General features: G+C 69.8%; 23 protein-coding genes. 5 read left to right on the top strand and 18 right to left on the bottom strand.

The genetic code is table 11. From position 1 onward, the window contains the following. Positions 1-150: 150 nt before the first annotated feature. Together ABUW04_RS23775 and ABUW04_RS23770 are read right to left on the bottom strand one after the other, a co-directional pair. The gene (locus ABUW04_RS23775; protein WP_030257455.1) at positions 151-402 is read right to left on the bottom strand and encodes a WhiB family transcriptional regulator; all 252 of its coding nucleotides are present in this window, start codon (positions 400-402) and stop codon (positions 151-153) included. A 334-nt stretch (positions 403-736) separates the two neighbouring features. Beyond that, positions 737-1684: a diacylglycerol/lipid kinase family protein gene (locus tag ABUW04_RS23770; RefSeq protein WP_030257452.1), complete on the bottom strand. Its 948-nt coding sequence runs from the start codon at positions 1682-1684 to the stop codon at positions 737-739. A gap of 100 nt (positions 1685-1784) precedes the next feature. Between ABUW04_RS23770 and ABUW04_RS23765 the strand changes: the two genes are divergently transcribed. Next, positions 1785-2237: a hypothetical protein gene (locus tag ABUW04_RS23765; protein ID WP_051725612.1), complete on the top strand. Its 453-nt coding sequence runs from the start codon at positions 1785-1787 to the stop codon at positions 2235-2237. A 39-nt stretch (positions 2238-2276) separates the two neighbouring features. Here the strand turns inward: ABUW04_RS23765 and ABUW04_RS23760 are convergent, their stop codons facing one another. From ABUW04_RS23760 to ABUW04_RS23745, 4 genes are all read right to left on the bottom strand, one after another. Beyond that, complete coding sequence (locus ABUW04_RS23760; RefSeq protein WP_380566516.1) at positions 2277-3290, bottom strand: RNA polymerase sigma factor SigF; 1014 nt, start codon at positions 3288-3290, stop codon at positions 2277-2279. 206 nt (positions 3291-3496) lie between these two features. Continuing rightward, a complete protein-coding gene (locus ABUW04_RS23755) occupies positions 3497-3910 on the bottom strand; it encodes an ATP-binding protein (RefSeq protein WP_030257444.1) in 414 nt (137 codons plus the stop codon). A gap of 232 nt (positions 3911-4142) precedes the next feature. After that, the gene (locus ABUW04_RS23750) at positions 4143-4625 is read right to left on the bottom strand and encodes a GNAT family N-acetyltransferase (protein WP_380566515.1); all 483 of its coding nucleotides are present in this window, start codon (positions 4623-4625) and stop codon (positions 4143-4145) included. 38 nt (positions 4626-4663) lie between these two features. Next, positions 4664-4924: a UBP-type zinc finger domain-containing protein gene (locus tag ABUW04_RS23745; RefSeq protein WP_380566561.1), complete on the bottom strand. Its 261-nt coding sequence runs from the start codon at positions 4922-4924 to the stop codon at positions 4664-4666. 238 nt (positions 4925-5162) lie between these two features. Between ABUW04_RS23745 and ABUW04_RS23740 the strand changes: the two genes are divergently transcribed. Then, the gene (locus tag ABUW04_RS23740) at positions 5163-6761 is read left to right on the top strand and encodes a Na+/H+ antiporter (RefSeq protein WP_030257436.1); all 1599 of its coding nucleotides are present in this window, start codon (positions 5163-5165) and stop codon (positions 6759-6761) included. A 78-nt stretch (positions 6762-6839) separates the two neighbouring features. Here ABUW04_RS23740 and sodN read toward each other — a convergent pair whose 3' ends face one another. After that, complete coding sequence (sodN, locus tag ABUW04_RS23735; protein WP_030257434.1) at positions 6840-7235, bottom strand: superoxide dismutase, Ni; 396 nt, start codon at positions 7233-7235, stop codon at positions 6840-6842. Between the two features lie 191 nt (positions 7236-7426). Here sodN and sodX point away from each other — a divergent pair, with 191 nt between their 5' ends. Then, positions 7427-7891: a nickel-type superoxide dismutase maturation protease gene (gene sodX, locus ABUW04_RS23730; RefSeq protein WP_051725610.1), complete on the top strand. Its 465-nt coding sequence runs from the start codon at positions 7427-7429 to the stop codon at positions 7889-7891. 108 nt (positions 7892-7999) lie between these two features. On the opposite strand, the gene ABUW04_RS23725 is transcribed toward sodX, so the two are convergent. The 4 genes from ABUW04_RS23725 to ABUW04_RS23710 form a co-directional block, all read right to left on the bottom strand. Next, positions 8000-8578, bottom strand: coding sequence for a CGNR zinc finger domain-containing protein (locus tag ABUW04_RS23725; protein WP_030257430.1), 579 nt, complete (start codon positions 8576-8578; stop codon positions 8000-8002). A gap of 131 nt (positions 8579-8709) precedes the next feature. Beyond that, positions 8710-9462, bottom strand: coding sequence for an amino acid ABC transporter ATP-binding protein (locus ABUW04_RS23720; RefSeq protein ID WP_030257428.1), 753 nt, complete (start codon positions 9460-9462; stop codon positions 8710-8712). Between the two features lie 17 nt (positions 9463-9479). Next, entirely contained in the window at positions 9480-10448 is a 969-nt protein-coding gene (locus ABUW04_RS23715; RefSeq protein ID WP_380566514.1) for an amino acid ABC transporter permease, read from the bottom strand. 51 nt (positions 10449-10499) lie between these two features. Further along, positions 10500-11441, bottom strand: coding sequence for an ABC transporter substrate-binding protein (locus ABUW04_RS23710; RefSeq protein WP_051725608.1), 942 nt, complete (start codon positions 11439-11441; stop codon positions 10500-10502). A 545-nt stretch (positions 11442-11986) separates the two neighbouring features. Between ABUW04_RS23710 and ABUW04_RS23705 the strand changes: the two genes are divergently transcribed. Further along, complete coding sequence (locus ABUW04_RS23705) at positions 11987-13213, top strand: NAD(P)-dependent malic enzyme (protein ID WP_030257423.1); 1227 nt, start codon at positions 11987-11989, stop codon at positions 13211-13213. A 116-nt stretch (positions 13214-13329) separates the two neighbouring features. Continuing rightward, on the top strand, positions 13330-14289 hold the full coding sequence (locus ABUW04_RS23700) for a zinc-binding dehydrogenase (RefSeq protein WP_380566513.1): 960 nt from the start codon (positions 13330-13332) through the stop codon (positions 14287-14289). 76 nt (positions 14290-14365) lie between these two features. Here ABUW04_RS23700 and ABUW04_RS23695 read toward each other — a convergent pair whose 3' ends face one another. The 7 genes from ABUW04_RS23695 to ABUW04_RS23665 all read right to left on the bottom strand — a co-directional run bounded on the left by ABUW04_RS23695 (position 14366) and on the right by ABUW04_RS23665 (position 19078). Beyond that, positions 14366-15355 (bottom strand): helix-turn-helix transcriptional regulator, encoded by a 990-nt coding sequence (locus ABUW04_RS23695; RefSeq protein ID WP_380566512.1) that lies wholly within the window; start codon positions 15353-15355, stop codon positions 14366-14368. Then, the gene (locus ABUW04_RS23690) at positions 15352-16242 is read right to left on the bottom strand and encodes a DUF4097 family beta strand repeat-containing protein (protein WP_380566511.1); all 891 of its coding nucleotides are present in this window, start codon (positions 16240-16242) and stop codon (positions 15352-15354) included. The genes ABUW04_RS23695 and ABUW04_RS23690 overlap by 4 nt, the downstream gene beginning before the upstream one ends. Before the next feature lie 91 nt (positions 16243-16333). Then, positions 16334-16513 (bottom strand): DUF6104 family protein, encoded by a 180-nt coding sequence (locus ABUW04_RS23685; protein WP_030257414.1) that lies wholly within the window; start codon positions 16511-16513, stop codon positions 16334-16336. A 78-nt stretch (positions 16514-16591) separates the two neighbouring features. Further along, the gene (locus ABUW04_RS23680) at positions 16592-16984 is read right to left on the bottom strand and encodes a hypothetical protein (RefSeq protein WP_380566510.1); all 393 of its coding nucleotides are present in this window, start codon (positions 16982-16984) and stop codon (positions 16592-16594) included. A gap of 142 nt (positions 16985-17126) precedes the next feature. Continuing rightward, positions 17127-18413 (bottom strand): WXG100 family type VII secretion target, encoded by a 1287-nt coding sequence (locus tag ABUW04_RS23675; protein WP_380566509.1) that lies wholly within the window; start codon positions 18411-18413, stop codon positions 17127-17129. 12 nt (positions 18414-18425) lie between these two features. After that, positions 18426-18722 (bottom strand): DUF6317 family protein, encoded by a 297-nt coding sequence (locus ABUW04_RS23670; RefSeq protein ID WP_380566508.1) that lies wholly within the window; start codon positions 18720-18722, stop codon positions 18426-18428. Next, complete coding sequence (locus ABUW04_RS23665; protein WP_380566507.1) at positions 18722-19078, bottom strand: SAV_915 family protein; 357 nt, start codon at positions 19076-19078, stop codon at positions 18722-18724. Before ABUW04_RS23665 ends, ABUW04_RS23670 begins: the two co-directional genes overlap by 1 nt. Between the last annotated feature and the right edge of the window lie 78 nt (positions 19079-19156).

The following is a 19156-nucleotide window of genomic DNA, read 5'->3' as shown; positions in this document are numbered from 1 at the left end:
CTGTCGGGGCCGACGAGCGCCGCGATCGGTGCGTTGCCTCGGAAAGTGCCGTTCGGCACCTGATCACGTGCTGATCGAGAAGTGGTGCGTGGTGCGGGCGGTGCGGTGGTGCGTCCCCCAGGCAGGAAGTTCTGTCTGCCGGACGGTGCGTCAGGCGGTGCGTGCGCGGTTGCGGGCGGCGCGACGCTTCATCGCACGACGCTCGTCCTCGCTCATTCCGCCCCAGACGCCGGCGTCCTGACCGGTCTCCAGGGCCCACTGCAGGCAGCTCTCCATGACCGGGCAGCGACGGCAGACGGCCTTCGCTTCCTCGATCTGCAGCAGGGCGGGCCCCGTGTTGCCGATGGGGAAGAACAGCTCGGGGTCTTCTTCCCGGCAGACAGCGCGGTGGCGCCAGTCCATGATGATCCAACTCCTCCAGCCGACGGGGATGTCCCGCGGCTCATCGGTGGCTTGTGAATGTGAACGCTTTCACGAACCCTGTGGCAGGTGCGCGGCCAACGGGTGGGTCGGCGTGCGGATGCCTGCGACGTTGCAGTGGATTCGGGCGAATCAGGCGGGTCTCCGGTAACGGTCCGTCCCGATCGCCATGTAAAGGTTCGCAAACCTCGACTCCGGATACAACCCCTATCGGGAAGGAATTTTTGATTCGTCGGTGTCTGCTAGGTCACACCCTGTACTTCTATGGAGTGAAGCGGGTCGCGCGTTCGAGAAGAAGGGCGCAAGGCCCTTCTGATCACACAATCACACGCAGTGCGCGACGTACGCCTGAGAAGCTGACTTGGTTCCGCTCTCCAAGGTGGTCTCCGTCGACCTGAAATGGCAGCGTTTCCTGCGAATGCAAGGTGAATTCCCGGAGGTCGTGGTAAGCGACCACGTGTTTGCCCCGCGGACCCCTCCCGGAACCGTCCAGGAGCTGGGGGATCGTTCGAAGGGTCTGCAGGAGTGACATCTTCGTCATCCCGAAGAGGTCCAGATCCGTGTCGAACGTCGCCTCGGGTGAGGCGTAGACCGGGCGGTTGCCCAGGAAGGTCCAGGGCGAGGTGTTCGCCACTATGGACACCACCAAGCCCTCGACCGGTTCCGCGCCGGGGATGCGGAGAGTGATCGGGCCCGCCTTGCGGTGCTCCCGCTCACCGAAGTAGTGGCGGACCGCCTGGTTGATGTAAAGCGCGTGAGTGGACCGCTTGCCGCTGCGCCGGTGCTGCTCGACCCGGCCGACCACGCCGGCGTCGAAACCGAAGCCGGCGGTGAAGGTGAACCAGCGCTCCGGGAGGCCCTCGGTCACCGCCCGGCCGAGGCCGACGGTCCGCTCCCGTTTGGAGGCGAGGGCGTCCAGCAGTACTCCGGTCGCCTCCACCGGATCGTTGGGCAGACCGAGGGCGCGGGCGAACACATTGGTGCTGCCGCCGGGCACCACGGCGAGTCTGGGCAGGTGTTCGGAGGGTCCGTCCGAGAGCAGTCCGTTGACGACCTCGTTCACCGTGCCGTCGCCGCCCAGCGACACCACCAGGTCCACGCTGCCGGACGCGGCGGCGTCCCGGGCCAGATCGCGGGCGTGGCCCCGGTACTCGGTGGCCACGACCTCCAGTTTCAGGTCGCTGGCCAGGGCGTGGGCGAGCACGTCCTTGGTCCGGCCGCTGGTGGTGGTCGCCTTCGGGTTGACGACCAGGAGCGCACGCATACCGTCAGCTTACCTACCGGCAGGTATGGAGAACGGAAAGGGGGAGCCGGAAGGGGGAGGGCCCGACCGGGGCCGCCGCCGGGGCGGCTAGCCTGGTGAGGTGACTGCCGACGCCCCGCTCAATGCCCGTACCGCCTCCGCCGCCCCGGCCTCCGCGGCGGCCCGACCCTGGACGCTGACGGCCGGTGCGGCCATAGCGGTCGCCCAGGGAGTCCTGCTCACCGCCTACGGCGTCTACCTGATGATCGAGGGGCTGGTGACGCACACCCACACCGGGGTCGGGCTCACCGAGTTCGGCGGGTTCATCGTGCTGCTGCTCGGCCTGCTGCCGCTGTTCGCCGGGCGGGCGCTGCTGCGGCTGAAGCGCTGGGGGCGCAGCCCGGCGGTGCTGGTGGACACCCTGTGCCTGGCCGTCACCTACTTCACCTTCCAGAACGGCGGCCTGCAGATCCCGGTCGGCGTCCTGGTCGGCCTGGCCGGGATCTGCGGCATCGTCCTGCTGCTGCACCCGCGGACCACGGAGACGCTGTGGCCTGCGGGGTACGGCAAGTAGCAGTCCGCGCCGCCCGCGCTGTCCTCGCCGCGGGCCGGCCTACTCCTCCAGCAGCAGCTTGTCCCGGAGCTGGGCCAGCGTCCTGGCCAGCAGCCGGGAGACGTGCATCTGGGAGATGCCCACCTCGGAGGCGATCTGGGACTGGGTCATGTTCCGGAAGAAGCGCAGCACCAGGATCCGCTGCTCCCGCTGCGGCAGCTGGGCCAGCAGCGGCTTGAGCGACTCGCGGTACTCCACCCCCTCCAGCGCGTCGTCCTCCGCCCCCAGGGTGTCCGCCACGGCCGGCGACTCGTCGTCGGTGTCCGGGACGTCCAGGGAGAGGGTGCTGTAGGCGTTGGCGGACTCCAGCCCCTCCAGCACCTCCTCCTCGGTGATGCCGAGGCGCTCGGCCAGCTCGTGCACGGTGGGCGAGCGGCCGTGCTGCTGGGAGAGCTCGCCGGTGGCCGTGGTCAGCGAGAGCCGCAGCTCCTGGAGCCGGCGCGGGACCCGCACCGCCCAGCCCTTGTCGCGGAAGTGGCGCTTGATCTCGCCGACGATGGTGGGGGTGGCGTAGGTGGAGAACTCCACGCCGCGGTCCACGTCGAACCGGTCCACCGACTTGATCAGTCCGATGGTGGCGACCTGGGTCAGGTCGTCCAGCGGCTCGCCGCGGTTGCGGAACCGCCGGGCCAGGTGCTCCACCAGCGGGATGTGCATCCGGACCAGCTGGTTGCGCAGCTCCACCCGTTCCGGCGAGTCCTTCTCCAGCGCGGAGAGCTGGACGAACAGCGCCCTGGCCGCCTCGCGGTCCGGCGCGCCGTGCCGCTGCGGGGTCGGCCGGCCGCCGCCCCAGACATGCGGCTCGGGCGCGGCCGCGTGCTCCGCGTCCTCGTCCGCCGCTGTGTCGGCGAGGTCGCCGACGATGTCCGCGACCAGCTCGGCGGCGTCCGGGTCCAGCTCGTCGCTGTCCCCGTCGGCCTCGGCCTCCGCCTTCGCCTCGACCTTGTCCAGACCGTCCGTCTCCCCGACCACCGGGGGCGGGACCTCGTCGGGACGGTCGGGATCGTCTGCCAACACCCTGTCCTCCGCCTGCTCTGACGCCGCGCCCACCGACTGTGCCGGCAGCACGGTTTTCCCGGCGCTCCTACCCGTACCGGACTGCAGCCCGGCGCCGCTGCCGCGGTCCAGATCACTCACGGCGATCCCCCGTTCCGTTCCGTTCCGGGATCAACTTGTCCGTACCCTCAAGACCCTCAAGACCCTCACGACCTGCAAGACCCTCAAGGCTGGCCCGGCCCGGCGCCGCGTTTCTTGTGCAGGCTGATGGTGACCGTGCGGTCCTCCTCCACGGTCGACTCCACCTCGCCGGCCAGTGCGGAGAGCACCGTCCAGGCGAAGGTGTCGCGCTCGGGGGCGCGGCCGTCGGTGGTCGGCGCCGACACGGTCACCCGCAGCGAGTCGCCGACCAGGCGGAACACGCAGCGCAGCACGCTGCCCGGTACCGCCTGCTGGAGCAGGATGGCGCAGGCCTCGTCGACCGCGATCCTCAGGTCCTCGATCTCGTCGAGGGTGAAGTCGAGCCGGGCCGCGAGACCCGCTGTCGCGGTTCGCAGGACCGAGAGGTAGGCACCCGCCGCGGGCAGCCGGACTTCGACGAAGTCCTTCGCGTCGGGCTCGCCGTCGATCTGGGACACCCTCACCTCCGTTGGTGTTGCGCCGCCGCGGCGGACACCGCCGCCGAGCGGTTGTTCTCAGCAAGTGCAGCTCGTGCGGGCGTATTCCGCCCGGGAGGTGACGCTATCGCGATCCTCGGTGCGATGTCGCCACACAGAGAACCGGCTTGTCCGTTACGCCCTTCGGATGACTCATGGTAAGTCGTCAGCTGCGAAGCGTGGCAGTGCGGGTGAGGATATCGCCCGGGAGTGGTCAATTCCCTGCCGTGCCCAGTGCGGCGAGCGGCGCACCGGTAAGGCGGAAGACGGTCCACTCGTCCATGGGGACGGCGCCGAGGGACTTGTAGAAGCCGATCGAGGGCTCGTTCCAGTCCAGTACCGACCATTCCAGCCGTCCGTAGCCGCGCTCCACGCAGATCTGCGCCAGGGTGGCCAGCAGCGCCTTCCCGTGGCCGCCGCCGCGGGCCTCCGGGCGGACGTAGAGGTCCTCCAGGTAGAGCCCGTGGACGCCCTTCCAGGTCGAGAAGTTGAGGAACCAGAGCGCGAAGCCCACCGGCTCGCCGGTGCTGTCGTCCTCGGCGATGTGGGCGAAGGCCGCCGGATGCGGGCCGAACAGGGCGGTGTGCAGCTGCTCCGCGGTGGCCCTGGCGTCGTCCAGGGCCCGCTCGTACTCGGCCAGTTCCCGGATGAAGGCCAGGATCTGCGGGATGTCGTCGGGGCGCGCTTCACGGATCATGGCGTTGAGCCTACTGGGGCGCTGCTCAGGCCAGGGATTCAGACCAGGGAGCGGTCCTCGTAGCACCAGCGCCAGGACTCGCCCGGCTCGAAGGAGCGCATCACCGGATGGCCGGTGGCGTGGAAGTGCGCGGTGGCGTGCCGGCTGGGGGAGGAGTCGCAGCAGGCGATGTGCCCGCAGACCAGGCACTTGCGCAGCTGGACCGGGTGCTGGCGGAGCACCACACACTCCGGACAGGTCTCGGCGAGCGCCTCGGGCTCCGGGTCGGGCAGGGCGGCGCTGTGCGGACAACCGTGCATTCCAGACATAGCGACCAGACTACGGGAGCCCGCCGCCGGGCTCACAGCGCGCCGTTCGCGCTCCTGCGCATCGCTGTGCTTCCGTTTCCTGCGGTAACCCTGGAACACCTGCCGCCCCCTCTCCCCGACCCCATCCTGCCAGCCCCCGTCGCCGGCACCCTTTCCCGCCCCGTCCCGCCCCCTGCCCCGGTCCCCTTCGGAAGCTTCGCGAAGACCCCATTCTTCGAAAGTTGCAACCATGTCCTCAAGCGCTCTGCTGCCGCTCATCGCGGGCAGCGCCGCCGTCGCCGGCGTGGCCCGGCGGCTGCGCTTCTCGGCCCCGCTGCTGCTCGTCGCCGTCGGTCTGGCCGCCGCCTACGTCCCCGGCGTCCCGACCTACACCCTCGATCCCGGACTGGTCCTGCCGCTGGTCCTGCCGCCGCTGCTGTACACGGCGGCGCTGGACAGCTCCTACCGCAGCCTGCGGGCCAATGTGCGCCCGGTGGCGATGCTCTCCATCGGCTTCGTGCTGTTCAGCACGGTGGTCGTCGGCCTGATCGTCTACGCGGCCATCCCCGGACTGCCCATCGCCGCGGCCTTCGTCCTCGGCGCGGTGGTCGCCCCGCCCGACGCCGTGGCCGCCACCGCGATCGCCCGCCGGGTCGGCCTGCCGGCCCGGGTCGTCACCATCCTGCAGGGCGAGAGCCTGGTCAACGACGCCACCGCGATCACCGCCTACCGGGTCGCCGTCGCCGCCGCCCTCGGCGAGGGCTTCTCCTGGGGGACCGCCTTCGGCGAGTTCCTGCTCGCCGCGCTCGGCGGCACCGCCGTCGGCCTGGTGCTGATGGTGCCGCTGCAGTGGGCCCGGCAGCGGCTGCAGGACCCGCTGCTGCTCAACACCTTCTCGCTGCTGGTGCCCTTCGCGGCCTACGCGGCGGCGGAGGCCTTCCACGCCTCCGGGGTGATCGCGGTGGTGGTGGTCGGCCTCTACCTGGGCCACCACGCCCACACCGTGGACTTCGCGCTGCGGCTGCAGGAGGACTCGGTCTGGAGGATGGTCGCCTTCATCCTGGAGTCCACGGTCTTCGCCCTGATCGGACTGCAGCTCCCGGTGGTGCTGCGGGCGCTGCGCGGGTACTCCTCGGCGGAGCTGCTGGGCTGGGCCCTGCTGGTGCTGGGAGCGGTGATCGTGGTGCGGTTCGTCTGGTGCTGGCCGGCCACCTACCTGCCGATCCTGCTGAGCTCCCGGATCCGGGAGCGGGAGGGCGTCCCCGAATGGACCAGGCCGTTCGTCATCGCCTGGGCCGGGATGCGCGGGGTGGTCTCGCTGGCCGTCGCCTTCTCCATCCCGGAGACGGTGGACGACGGCAGCCCCTTCCCGGGGCGGGAACTGATCCTCTATCTGACCTTCGTGGTGGTCATCGGCACGCTGCTGCTGCAGGGCCTGACGCTGCCCAAGCTGGTGCGGCTGCTGCCGCTGCCCGAGGTCGATCCGCAGCGGCGGGTGCTGATCCAGGCCCAGGCGCAGAACGACGCCTCGCTGGCCGCCGTGGACCGGCTCGACCAGCTCCTCACCGATCCGCGCAACCAGCTCCCCGAGGCGCTGGAGCAGCGGCTGCGGCGGGTGCTGGAACGCCGCCAGAACGGCGTCTGGGAGCGGCTGGGCGCGGCGGTGGACGAGGAGACCGGGGAGTCCGCCGACGCGGTCTATCGGCGGCTGGGGAAGGCGACCATCGCCGCCGAGCGCGACGTCTTCGTCGAACTGCGGGACAGCGACCGCATCGACGACGAACTGCTGCGCCGGCTGATCCGCCAACTCGACTACGAGGAGGCCCTGGTGGACCACGCGGAGGAGTGAGCCCGGGCCCGCCGGGCATGCAGCAGGGGCCGGACGGGTTGCCCCGTCCGGCCCCTGCTGTCCGGCAGTCCAGGAAGGTCAGGCCTTCTTGGTCTCCCAGAAGATCTTGTCGATCTCGGCGATCAGGTCGAGGGCCTTCTGGCCGGTCGCCGGGTCGGTGGACGCCTTGGCCGCGCTGAGCGCCTTCAGGGTGTCGTTGACCAGGGTGTGCAGCTCGGGGTACTTCTCGAAGTGCGGGGCCTTGAAGTAGTCGGACCACAGCACCGAGACGTGGTGCTTGGCCAGCTCCGCGCGCTCCTCCTTGATGACGATGGCACGCGCGCGGAAGTGCGGGTCGTCGTTGGCCTGGTACTTCTCCTGGGTGGCCTTGACCGACTCCGCCTCGATGCGGGCCTGGGCGGGGTCGTAGACACCGCAGGGCAGGTCGCAGTGGGCGTGGACAGTGATCCGCGGTGCAAACAGCCGAGAGAACATGGAGGTCCCTTTCCTGTGATCGTCTTCCCGCGCACGAGATTACTCCGGATCGTCCGTCGAATCGCGTCCAGGGCCCGGTCCTAGGACAAAAGCCGTACGGGACGTGGACTTCCCGGCGCGGTGGGAGAAGATGGAGTCGCGGCAGCAGTGGGGCACCGCGGCGCGGGACGAGCAGCGAGGAACGGAACGGCATGGCTGAGCAGAAGCACGACCCGCTCCCGGCCACCCTTCCCCAGGAACCCCCGGAGGGCGGGGGCACCCCTGGGCGGTACGGGGTGCTCGATGTTGACGGACCGTCGATGGCGCCCACGCTGGCCCACGGCGACCGGCTGTTCTGCCGCTACGGCGGGCGGATCAGGGCCGGGGCGATCGTGGTGGCCCGGCATCCGCTGCGGCAGGAGCTGTTCGTGGTCAAGCGGGCGGTGGAGCGGCGTCGCGGCGGCTGGTGGCTGCTGTCGGACAACAGCCAGGTCGAGGGGGACAGCCGGGACTTCGGTCCGGTGCCGGACGAGCTGGTGCTGGGGCGGGTGCTGTTCCGGATCGTGCCCAGGCCGTCGCTGCTGGCACCGCCGCGGCCGCTGGAGCGGTTGCTGGACCGGGTGCCGTATGCACTGGCCCGGCGGTTCGGGGCGTTCCGGCGTGTCGTCAGCCAGTGAGGTTCTGATCGTTTTCGGGTGCGGCAACTGAACCTCTGCGGGTGAGTTGCAGCTTCGTAGGGGCGCGGGGAACTGCGCGACCGACCAGCTACGGTCCGCACCCGCCCGCTAGGCCCCTGCCCCTGCCGCCGCCTCCCGCTTGCGGGCCCGGTAGGCCGCGACATTGGCGCGGGTCGCGCACCGGTCGGAGCAGTAGCGCCGGGAGCGGTTGGTGGAGGTGTCCAGATAGGCGTTGCGGCAGGGGGCCGCCTGGCAGATGCCGAGCCGGTCCACCCCGTGCTGGGTGAGGTGGACCGCCAGGCCCATGCTGGCGCCGGCGGCGAACAGCGCGGTGGCGGTGCCGGCGTTCTCGGCCAGGTGCATGTGCCACTGCGGGCGGCCGTTCTCGTCCAGGAACCCGTGCCCGGAGACCACCGGGCTGACCGGGTACTCCGTCAGCAGCTCGTTGAGCAGGTTCACCGCGCGGGTCTCGTCGCCCTCGGCCGCCGACTCGAAGACCGCCCGCAGCCGTACCCGCACCGACCTGAGCTTGGGCAGGTCCCCCTCGTCGGCCAGCCGGCCGCCCCTGCTGCTGCCGCTGAACAGCCGGCGCACGGCCTCCACCGTGGTCAGCCCGTCCCTGCCGCGGGCGGGTTCCTCGGTGTTGACCAGCCGTACGGCCAGCTCCGCGTAGGAGGCGAGCTCCACGGTGTCGCTCCTCGTTAGTAATGGCTGGGCTCGGTACCAGCCTATTACGATTCACAGCCTTGCGGCCCCGGCGCCGGTCCCCCCTGGGGCGGGACCGGCGCCGGGGCCGCGAGGTTCCGGACCGAGCGTACTCACAGCACCTTGGAGAGGAACGCGCGGGTGCGCTCGTGCTGGGGGTTGGTCAGAACCTCACGGGGGTGGCCGGATTCGACCACGACGCCGCCGTCCATGAAGACCAGGGCGTCGCCGACCTCGCGGGCGAAGCCCATCTCATGGGTGACCACGATCATGGTCATGCCCTGCTCGGCCAGTTCCCGCATGCAGTCCAGGACGTCGCCGACCAGCTCGGGGTCGAGCGCCGAGGTGGGCTCGTCGAAGAGCATCAGCTTGGGTTCCATGGCCAGGGCGCGGGCGATGGCCACCCGCTGCTGCTGGCCGCCGGAGAGCTGGGAGGGGTAGCTGGCCCCCTTGTCGGCGAGGCCGACCTGGGCGAGCCGGGCCTCGGCCCGCTCCCGGGCGGCCTGCTTGGGCTCGCCCTTGACCCGGACCGGCGCCTCCATCACGTTCTCCAGCGCGGTGAGGTGCGGGAACAGGTTGAAGCGCTGGAACACCATGCCGATGTCGCGCCGCTTGAGGGCGACCTCGCGGTCCTTGAGCTCGTGCAGCTTGCCGTTCTTCTCCCGGTAGCCGATCAGGTCGCCGTCGACGTAGAGCCTTCCGGCGTTGATCTGCTCCAGGTGGTTGATGCAGCGCAGGAAGGTGGACTTGCCCGAGCCGGACGGGCCGACCAGGCAGAACACCTCGCCGGGTTGGACCTCCAGGTCGATGCCCTTGAGGACTTCGAGCTGGCCGTAGGACTTGTGCACCTGCTCGGCGCGGACCATGGGCTGGAGGGGGGTGGTCACAGGGTGCCTCCGGTGGTGCCGCCGGGGTTGCGCAGGCTGAGGGTCAGCACGTTGGCCTTGACCTTCTGCCAGGGGGTCGAGGGCAGCGCACGGTTGGTGCCGCGGCCGTAGTGGCGCTCGATGTAGAACTGGCCGATCGACAGGACCGAGGTGAACAGCAGGTACCAGAAGCTGACCGCGATCAGCGAGGGGATGATGTAGAGGGTGCGCGCCCCGATGTCCTGCCCGGCGCGGGTCAGCTCCTCGAAGGCGATCGCGCTGACCAGCGAGGTCGTCTTCAGCATGGAGATGGTCTCGTTGCCGGCCGGGGGGATGATCACCCGCATGGCCTGCGGCAGCACGATCCGGCGCAGGGTCTGCGCGTGCGTCAGCCCCAGCGAGGCGGCGGCCTCGGCCTGGCCCTCGTCCACCGAGAGGATGCCGGCCCGGACGATCTCCGCGAAGTACGCGGCCTCGTTCAGGCCCAGGCCCAGCACGCAGACCATGAACAGCGGCACCAGGGAGTTGTAGTCCCAGGACACCCAGGTCGGGCCGAACGGGATGCCCAGACCGATCCTGGGGAAGATCGCCCCCATGAAGTTCCAGAAGAACAGCTGGACCAGTACGGGGGTGCCCCGGAACACCCAGATGTAGAGCCAGGAGACCCCGCTCAGCACCGGGTTGCGGGACAGCCGCATCACCGCCAGCAGGATGCCGCCGACGATGCCGAGCACCATCGCGCACAGCGTCAGCAGCAGCGTCTTCTCCATGCCCTGGATCACCGTCGGATAGGTGAAGACCTGTCCGACGACGTCCCAGTGCAGGACCGGATTGGTGATCATCGCGTGCAGGAACATCGCCGCGAGCACGGCGATGCAGGCGATGGCGACCCAGCGTCCGGGGTGCCTGACCGGAACGGCCCGAATGTCCTCGGGCCGTTCCCTGGTCGGGGGCACCCCAGGAGTGGTGTCCTGAGGAGTAGTCACGTCAGCGCTCTCGTTCTCTCGACCGTGGTCTGCAGCTGGCCCGGGCGGCGGTCAGCTGGTGGCGCCGTTGAGGGTGATCTGGTCGGCCGTCAGCGCGCCGGAGGCGACGCCCCACTTGCTGAGGATCTGGCCGTAGGTGCCGTCCTTGATCAGGTCCTTGATGGCGCCCTGGATGGCCGGGCCGAGGCCGCTGCCCTTGGGGACGACGATGCCGTAGGGGGCGACGTTGTAGTTGTCGCCCAGCTTCTGCAGCGCGCCGTTGCTCTGCTTGATGGCGTAGTCAATGACCGGGGAGTCGGCCATCATCGCCTGGTCGCGCTTGGAGGTGAGCGCGGTGGTGGCGTCGGTCTGGGCCTCGAACTGGTCGCCGTTGTTGGGGATGCTCTTCTTGCCGGCGGCCTTGCAGGCGGGGTTGATGGTGTTCTTGATCTCGTCGGCCTCGGTGGTGGCCGACTGGACGGCGACCTTGAAGCCGCAGAGGTCGGCGGCGGTGGTGCCGATCTTGTCCGGGTTGCCGGTCAGCACGGCGACGGCCTCGCCGGCGGTGAAGTAGTGGACCAGGTCGACCTGCTTCTCGCGCTCCTGGGTGTCGGTGAAGGAGGAGAGGCTGAGGTCGTACTTCTTGGCGGTGATGCCGCCGAGGATGCTGTCGAATCCGGCGCTCTGCCAGTCCGCCTTCAGGCCCAGCTTGGCCAGGATGGCGTTGCCCATGTCGATGTCCATGCCGACGACGTTGCCGCTGGCGTCCTTGAACTCGTCGGGCGCATAGGTCGAGTCGGTGGCCACCGTGAGGGTGCCCTTGGTCTTGAGATCGGCGGGGACCATGGCCACCAGGGCGGCGTCGGGTCCGGCCGCGTTGACGCTCTGCGAGGCGTTGGGGGCGGCGCCGGAGTTACCGCTGATCTTGGAGCTGCCGCAGGCGGTCAGCACCAGGGAACTGGCTGCGACTACGGCACCGGTCGCGATGATGCGCTTGGCTATCGAGCTGGCCATGAGGGTTCCTCCTGTGGGGCGAGGGAAACGCGGTCGTCACAGCGGGGTGCACACCTTTATGCGGCGCCGCGACCAGTGAATGAGATCGAATCTTGCCACTCCTGCACTGCCATTCGGGTCACTACCTGTGTCAAAATCGCATAACGGGTGACCCCCGTTGCAGGAGCAGGCCACCGGATCGGGACCGATCCGGGAGGCGCGAGGACCGGAAGCCGACGACGCAGGCTCCGGAGCCGAAGCGCTTCGTCGCCTTGGTCGGCTCCTCGGTTCCGTGGTGACCCGGTTGTTTGAGCGTCCCTCGTTCGAGTGCAGTAGTGCCGCCTGTGCGGGCGGATCGAACGATGGGACGGCCGTTGCCGGCCCGGTTACGCGGACGAAAAGACAGAGGTGCGGAGGTAGCTGCCCGGCTAGTGTCGGGAGAGGCACCGACCGGACGCTCTGCCGTTTCCCGGACGTTCCCCCCAACCCTCATGGAGGCCGGCGGCCCCGCCACTCGTGCGCGCGGCGGCCGACCGACCTCCCCGTACGACGACGAAGAGGTCATCGTGGCAGCCGAGATCATCACCCCCCGCCCCCTGGACGAGCAGGACAAGGGGTCGGGGACCCCCGAAAGGCTGGAGTCGATCGATCCCGCCTTCGCGCTGCACCGCGGCGGGAAGATGGAGATCAGTGCGACTGTGCCGGTGCGCGACGCCGACGACCTGTCCCTGGCCTACACCCCCGGGGTGGCCCGGGTGTGCACCGCCATCGCGGAGCAGCCCGAGCTGGTCAACGACTACACCTGGAAGTCCAATGTCGTTGCTGTGGTGACGGACGGGACCGCCGTGCTGGGGCTCGGGGACATCGGGCCCGAGGCGTCGCTGCCGGTGATGGAGGGCAAGGCGATCCTGTTCAAGCAGTTCGGCGGGGTCGACGCGGTGCCGATCGCGTTGGACACCAAGGACGTGGACGAGATCGTCGAGACGGTGATCCGGCTGGCGCCGTCCTTCGGCGGGGTCAACCTGGAGGACATCTCCGCGCCGCGCTGCTTCGAGATCGAGCGGCGGCTGCAGGAGGCCCTGGACATCCCGATCTTCCACGACGACCAGCACGGGACCGCGGTGGTGACGCTGGCGGCGCTGCGGAACGCGGCGAAGCTGACCGGGCGGGGGCTGGGCGATCTGCGGGCCGTCATCTCCGGGGCCGGGGCGGCGGGGATCGCCATCGCCAAGATCCTGGTGGGGGCCGGGATCGGGGACGTGGTGCTGTGCGACCGGCAGGGCGCGGTGCATGTCGGGCGGTCCGACCTCACCGATGTGAAGCGGGAGATCGCGGAGCTGACCAACCGGGGCGGGTTGAGCGGGACGCTGGTGGAGGTGCTGTCCGGGGCCGATGTGTTCATCGGGGTCTCCGGGGGGACGGTGCCCGAGGCGGCTGTCGCCACCATGGCCAAGGACTGCTTCATCTTCGCGATGGCCAACCCCGACCCGGAGGTGCACCCGGAGGTGGCGCACCGGTACGCGGCGGTGGTCGCCACCGGGCGGAGCGACTTCCCGAACCAGATCAACAACGTGCTGGCCTTCCCCGGGATCTTTGCCGGGGCGCTGCAGGTGCGGGCGTCGCGGATCACCGAGGGGATGAAGATCGCGGCGGCGGATGCGCTGGCGGATCTGGTGGGTGACGATCTGTCGGCGGAGGAGGTCATTCCGAGTCCGTTCGACCCGAGGGTTGCTGACGCTGTGACGAAGGCGGTGGCGGCGGCGGCTCGGGCCGAAGGGGTGGCGCGGCGCTGAGGTCTCGCCTTCGGCGGGGGTGTGCCTGCGGCGCGGGTTGTGCAGTGGGGCGGGGGTGAAAAAAGCCACGTTTCCGCGCCGCCTGGGGACACCCCGTGACGGCTAGGGTCGGTGCCATGTTTGCTGCCTACGCTGCGCGTACTGATGCCGATGACCCGCTGAGCGGTCTTGAGTTGGGCGAGCTCCCCGAGCCGGAGGCGAGGGAGGGGTGGAGCGTCGTCACGGTCAGGGCCGCGAGCCTGAACCACCATGACCTGTGGTCGCTGCGGGGGGTCGGGCTGCCGGGGGAGCGGCTGCCGATGATCCTCGGGTGCGACGCGGCCGGGATCGACGAGGACGGCAACGAGGTGGTGCTGCACTCGGTGATCGGCCAGAGCGGGTACGGGGTCCGGGTGGGCGAGCCGCGGTCGATCCTGACCGAGCGGTACCAGGGGACCTTCGCGGAGAAGGTGGCGGTGCCGACCTGGAATCTGCTGCCGAAGCCCAAGGAGCTCTCGTTCGAGCAGGCGGCGTGCCTGCCGACGGCCTGGCTGACGGCCTATCGGATGCTGTTCACCAATGCCGGGGTCCGGCCGGGGGACACCGTGCTGGTGCAGGGTGCGGGCGGCGGAGTCGCCACGGCGCTGGTGGTGCTGGGCAAGGCGGCCGGGCTGCGGGTGTGGGTCACCAGCCGGGACGAGGCCAAGGGCGCGCGGGCCGTGGAACTCGGCGCCGACGCGGCCTTCGCCAACGGGGCGCGGCTGCCGGAGCGGGTGGACGCGGTCATGGAGACCGTGGGCGCGGCCACCTGGTCGCACTCGGTGAAGTCGCTGCGGCCGGGCGGGACGATCGTCATCTCCGGTGCGACGAGCGGGCCGAACCCTGCTGCCGAGCTGACCCGGATCTTCTTCCTGGAACTGAAGGTCGTCGGTTCGACGATGGGGACCAAGGAGGAGCTGGCCGGGCTGCTGTCCATGTGCGCGACGACCGGCATCCGACCGATCATCGACTCGGTCCTGGCACTGGGAGACGCCCGCGAGGCGTTCGAACGAATGGAAAAGGGCGACCTCTTCGGCAAGTTGGTGCTGACGCCCTGAGCTTTCAGGGGCGCGGGGAACTGCGTGAAACGGCGCCGAGCCGCTCCCCACAGACGGAACCCCGCGCCCCGAGTGGTTACTCCCCCCGCAACCGCTTGGCCGCCGCCGCCAGGACGGCCCGCGCCCGGGCCAGATCCCCAGCGGCGAACCCGCCGTCCCGCGCGGCGTCGCGGGCTTCGTCGCGGAAGCGGTCCAGCAGGCTGCTGAACTCGCGCAGCGGGTCGTTGGAGGGGTTGGTGATCGTCCAGGGCGGGAGGTCGGTCTCCTTGCCCAGGTCGATCGGTTCGCTGTCGACCGGCTCGCTCTGGGCCGGTTCGCTCTGGGCCGGCGGCGCCCAGCGGGTGGGGTCGGAGAGGCGGGTGAGGGTGCGGGTGAGCTCGGCGAGGCCCTCGCCCAGGCCGGAGGGCCAGTCGCCGGCCTTCATCTGCTCGCCGATGCGGTGCGCTTCGGCCCTGACCTGGTCCCGGAGCGCCTTGGTCTGCTCGCGGGTGGCGCGGGCCTCCTCACGGGCGTTGCGGGCCTGTTCCTTGGCCTGCCGGGCCTGCTCCCTGGCCTGCTCCTTGGCGACGCGCCACTCCTCCTTGGTGCGCTGCCAGGACTCCTTGTCCATGCCGGGCCAGGGTCCGTCGCCCCAGACCGGGTCCGGGCCCCAGCCCTTGGAGTCGCTCTTGGTCTGGCGGCGGGACTCCTTGGCCGCGCGCCGCATCTCCTCGCGGAGGTCCTTCGCGGAGTCGCGGACGTCCTCGCGGATCTGGTCGGCCAGGTGCGTCACCGACTCGTGGATCTCCGCTTCGAGGGCGTCGATCTCCGGGGCGCGGTCGGCCAGTTCGGCCTTGCCGGCGTCGGTGATGCGGTAGACCTTGCGGCCGCCCTCGACGGTGTGCGAGACCAGGCCCTCCTGTTCGAGCTTGGCCAGGCGGGGGTAGACCGTGCCGGCCGAGGGCGCGTAGAGCCCGTGGAAGCGCTCCTCCAGGAGGCGGATCACCTCGTAGCCGTGACGAGGGGACTCGTCCAGCAGCTTGAGGAGGTAGAGACGGAGACGGCCATGGGCGAAAACGGGGCTCATGCCTCGTCCTCCTTGCTGAAGTCGAGGGCCTTGGGGGCTGTGACATCAAGCCCGCCGTCCTCCGGGGCGGGACGCCGGAGCAGGGCGACGGAGCCGGAGACGGTGGTGATCTTCACCTTGCCGGAGCCGTTGCCGAGGGTGCCGGTCAGCTGCTTGGCGCCCCAGGTGCCGCCGACCCGGAGCTCGTCGAAGGCGCTGGAGACGTCGCCGCTGGTGGTGTTGGCGTGGATCTGCGCGTTGGCGGGCGCCGGGATGCGGAGAGCGACCTCGCCGGAGACGTTGGTGAGGCTGACGTCGGTGGTGTTGTCGCGGGCGAGGTCGACCGTGACCGGGCCGCTGACCGAGTTGGCCTTGAGGTTGCGGCTGGCGCCCTCGACCACGGTCAGCTCGCCGGAGACGGTGTTGACCTTGAGGTCGCCGGAGACGGACTGGGCGTGGACGCTGCCGGAGACGGTGTTGGCGTCCACCGGTCCGGACACGCCGACCAGGGTGGTCGAGCCGCTGGCGCTGTGCACGGTGACCGGGGCGGCGATGCCGGAGATCACCGTGTCGGAGGAGGCCGAACCGAGCTCGATCCGGGTCAGGTGGGGTACCGCGAGGGAGACCACGGCACGGCGGCGGGTGCTCTCCCGCCACGTGCCGATGAACGTGGCCAGGGACTTCCAGGAGAAGTCCTTCCAGGTCAGGTCCTCGTAGGTGACGACCAACTCGCCCTTGTCGAGGGTGATCTGGAGGGGTGGCCCCTCGAGCTCCGTGACTTCGAGCCTGGCCGGCCCGTCGGCGGCGACGACATTCACGGCGCCGGCGACGGTACGCACGCGGAGGCGGGTGACCTCGGCGTCGAAGGTGAGCGTCGTAGGTGTGCTGACAGTCCACTGCTCGGCCATGCCGACTCCCCGAATAGGTTGGCGAGGACGCGCTATGTATCGCGTCCTCTGCTATTCACGATATATCGTGTTGCTGGGAAGTCAAGCAGTTCTACTCGTCGTCTTCGTCGTCCAACCGCGCCAGCCAGGTCGCCAACCGCTCGACCGGAACCTCGAACTCCGGATTCAGATCCACGAACTCCTGCAGCCGATCGGCCAGCCAGTCAAAACTGACCTCCTCCTCGCCACGGCGACTCTGCAACTCCTCGATGCCTCGGTCAGTGAAGTACACGGATGGATCTCCTGGTGGGGGCGGTAACGGGTAGGCACGAGCCTACTTACCCACGGAAGGTGACTCGGCCTGCGGATCTCACCCGGGCTTGCCGTGCGCGCGAAGCTCGGCCTCGAACTGGAGTCGCGCCCCACGCTCGGCCGCCAGTTCGCGGCCGCAACTGGCGCCGATGAAGTAAGAGGCGATGAAGCCGAACAGGAACGGACCCGAAGCCGGCAGTAGCAGGATCAGGAGGAAGTAGAGCAGGGCAGGTGACCGTAGCCAGGGGAATCGCAGCTTGAAGGCCCTCTGGTGTTCGGCCCACTGCTCGGGCGTGAGATCGAGCGTGGCCAGGCGCCGCACTTCCCGGATGCCCCAGGCGAGGCCGAGAACTGCACACAGGCTGGCCCCTGCAAGTGCGGCGTCACGCCAACTCGGCGAGTGCAATGTGTCGACGATGAGCTGTACGCCCCCGACGGCGAAGATGGCCATGAGGAGGACGATCCAGAGGCGACCGATCAGGATGCCTACGCGCCGCCATTTGTAGGCTGCACCGCGCTCCACCCAAGTGGTGCCCAAGAGCCTCACCGGCTGCGGGCGGACATTCGAAGGCAGAACCCTGGGGTACGGCCGCTCAGAAGAGGCTCGTGATGCCATGCCACACTCCTGCCGCATCGTCGCCGACGCTCTTGAATGTCCCGGTTACGACGTCAGATGTGCCATGCGCAATGCCGCCCAGTACGCCGTGGTCGTGGATGTCCTCGCTCCAGTGCTCGTGCAAGGCGTGGTCAATGGCGTAGGCGCCCAGCATGACCGTACCGGCTGCAGCAGCACCGACAGCGGCGGCACCAGCCGCTGTTGCCACCTCGGGAGCCAATGCAACGACTGCCGCCCCCGCGGCCAACCCTCCGAGTGCTGCTCCGCCGTCGACGAGGGCGGAGTGGGTCCAGGACCAGCCCTTGTCGTGGTCTTCCTGGGCCTCGGTGACGCCGACCACGCCGGCGGCGGCGATGTCGAGGACCGGGATGTCGCGGAGGAACTCCGGGAGGCGGTCGAGGCCTTCGAACATCTTCAGGTCGCGGGCGGCGTCGGCGAGCTTGTAGTTGAGTGTCCTGTCGAAGGTACCGCGGTTGGCCTCGGCGGCTTCGAGTTCGCTGTTCAGGGCTTTGACCTGTTTGATGGAGGCACGATAGGCCGCGTCCTCGGGAAGGTCATGGGGAATGTCCTTGCCTGCGGCCTTGAGCGACTGGCGCTCGGAGTTGAGCCTGCCCCAGGCGTCCTGGGTGCCTTTGGACGCTGAGTCGAGCTTGCTCCTGGCCTCCTCCGCCTGGGCGGTGCCGCGATCGTCCTTCGCGGCATAGAGGTCGCGCAGGAAGGCGGAGGCGGTGGCCTTGTCGGCGGTCTTCATCGGGCTGTTGGGGTCTATGTCGTCGAAGAGCCGCTTCAGCTGTTCCGCCGCCTGGACCCGGGCCTGCTGGGCGGTGTACGTGATCTGTCGGTAGACCTCGCCGTAGGAGTTCAGCTCGGTGATCGCCTGCCGTTCCTTGGGGCTGGGCGGGTTGGCGGTCACCATTTCGAGGGGTTCGCCCCGCGGTCCCACTGCGACACCCTTGCCCCTGGCCGCGTCGGCGGCGTTGTAGAGGGCGCTTTCCGCGGCGGCGAGTTGGCCGCCCAACTCGGTGAGGACGGAGCCGACCGAGCCGATCAGGTCGGCGAGCCCGCCTGCGGTGATCGCGTCCTCGCTCCACTTTCCCCGGAACTCCTCGGCGGAGTCGCCCTGCCAGCCGGCGTCGCCCACGAGCGAGTCGACCTTCCCGCTGAGCGGCTTCACCACGCCGTCCAGATCCTCCCTGGCACCGGTGAGGGTCGTGCCCATCGCCTGGATGCCGCTGATGTCGCCGCCGATCCAGCTCTCTGACATGTCGCCGTCCGCCTATTCCGCCATGAGGTCTTCGAAGACCCCGTGGACGTCCACGTCATTGCGCTGGTACGAGTCGTGGGCGTACGTCAACTTGTCGCCGTGCTCGTCGATCCGGTCGGCCATCTTGGTGTGCAGGCCGTCGATGGCGTCCAGCAGTATCCGCATGGCCTGGTTGAGGCCCGGGTCGCCGCCGTCCGCCACCGGTGGGGTGACCTTGGGTTTGAGGCCACGGTAGTTCTCCGCCTCGGCGTGGAAGGTCCCGGCCATGCTGGAGAGGTCGCCGAGGACGACCTGGTATCCGGCGCCCATCACGCTTCCTTCCGGTACTCGGCGAGGTCCGTGGACGTCCAGCGTCGGGCGGTCGGGTCGGTCTGCGGATCCAGGTGGACGGCGCCGAGACCGGCGCGCCGCATCAGTCCGACGAACCATTCGGCGGAGGCGGCCACCCAGGGCTGGGCCGCGCCGAGCCGCTCCACCAGCAACCGCGGTGAGGTGAAGGCGACGGGTACCGGTCCGGTGGGGCCTTCCAGCAGCTCGAAGACGATCCGCGGCTGCAGGTCGGGCGGGTACTGCGGGTGCGCGGGCACGCAGAGCACGGTGTCGGCGGGCGGCGCAGCGGCCCCGTCGTAGCGGCCTGGGTTGAGCGCGCGGTCGATCCGGGACATACCACCCCCGTTGTTTGTGTACGGCCGTCCGATGGTAGCGCGGGGGGCATGCCGACGGGCCCAGCACCATGGGTGCCG

The organism is Streptacidiphilus jeojiensis (genome assembly GCF_042510965.1).
GTDB lineage: Bacteria > Actinomycetota > Actinomycetes > Streptomycetales > Streptomycetaceae > Streptacidiphilus > Streptacidiphilus jeojiensis.
Note: the sequence above shows the minus strand (reverse complement) of the source record. Positions and strands in the feature narration are given on the sequence as shown.

Bases quoted from the DNA above. Each gene is read 5' to 3' on its own strand.
- ABUW04_RS23700 (WP_380566513.1), top strand. From the start codon at position 13,330: ATGTTTGCTGCCTACGCTGCGCGTACTGATGCCGATGACCCGCTGAGC.
- ABUW04_RS23665 (WP_380566507.1), bottom strand. From the start codon at position 19,078: ATGTCCCGGATCGACCGCGCGCTCAACCCAGGCCGCTACGACGGGGCC.
- ABUW04_RS23675 (WP_380566509.1), bottom strand. From the start codon at position 18,413: ATGTCAGAGAGCTGGATCGGCGGCGACATCAGCGGCATCCAGGCGATG.
- ABUW04_RS23670 (WP_380566508.1), bottom strand. From the start codon at position 18,722: ATGGGCGCCGGATACCAGGTCGTCCTCGGCGACCTCTCCAGCATGGCC.
- ABUW04_RS23740 (WP_030257436.1), top strand. From the start codon at position 5,163: ATGTCCTCAAGCGCTCTGCTGCCGCTCATCGCGGGCAGCGCCGCCGTC.
- ABUW04_RS23750 (WP_380566515.1), bottom strand. From the start codon at position 4,625: ATGATCCGTGAAGCGCGCCCCGACGACATCCCGCAGATCCTGGCCTTC.
- ABUW04_RS23720 (WP_030257428.1), bottom strand. From the start codon at position 9,462: ATGGTCCGCGCCGAGCAGGTGCACAAGTCCTACGGCCAGCTCGAAGTC.
- ABUW04_RS23745 (WP_380566561.1), bottom strand. From the start codon at position 4,924: ATGCACGGTTGTCCGCACAGCGCCGCCCTGCCCGACCCGGAGCCCGAG.
- ABUW04_RS23775 (WP_030257455.1), bottom strand. From the start codon at position 402: ATGGACTGGCGCCACCGCGCTGTCTGCCGGGAAGAAGACCCCGAGCTG.
- ABUW04_RS23770 (WP_030257452.1), bottom strand. From the start codon at position 1,684: ATGCGTGCGCTCCTGGTCGTCAACCCGAAGGCGACCACCACCAGCGGC.
- ABUW04_RS23695 (WP_380566512.1), bottom strand. From the start codon at position 15,355: ATGAGCCCCGTTTTCGCCCATGGCCGTCTCCGTCTCTACCTCCTCAAG.
- ABUW04_RS23680 (WP_380566510.1), bottom strand. From the start codon at position 16,984: ATGGCCATCTTCGCCGTCGGGGGCGTACAGCTCATCGTCGACACATTG.
- ABUW04_RS23710 (WP_051725608.1), bottom strand. From the start codon at position 11,441: ATGGCCAGCTCGATAGCCAAGCGCATCATCGCGACCGGTGCCGTAGTC.
- ABUW04_RS23690 (WP_380566511.1), bottom strand. From the start codon at position 16,242: ATGGCCGAGCAGTGGACTGTCAGCACACCTACGACGCTCACCTTCGAC.
- sodN (WP_030257434.1), bottom strand. From the start codon at position 7,235: ATGTTCTCTCGGCTGTTTGCACCGCGGATCACTGTCCACGCCCACTGC.
- sodX (WP_051725610.1), top strand. From the start codon at position 7,427: ATGGCTGAGCAGAAGCACGACCCGCTCCCGGCCACCCTTCCCCAGGAA.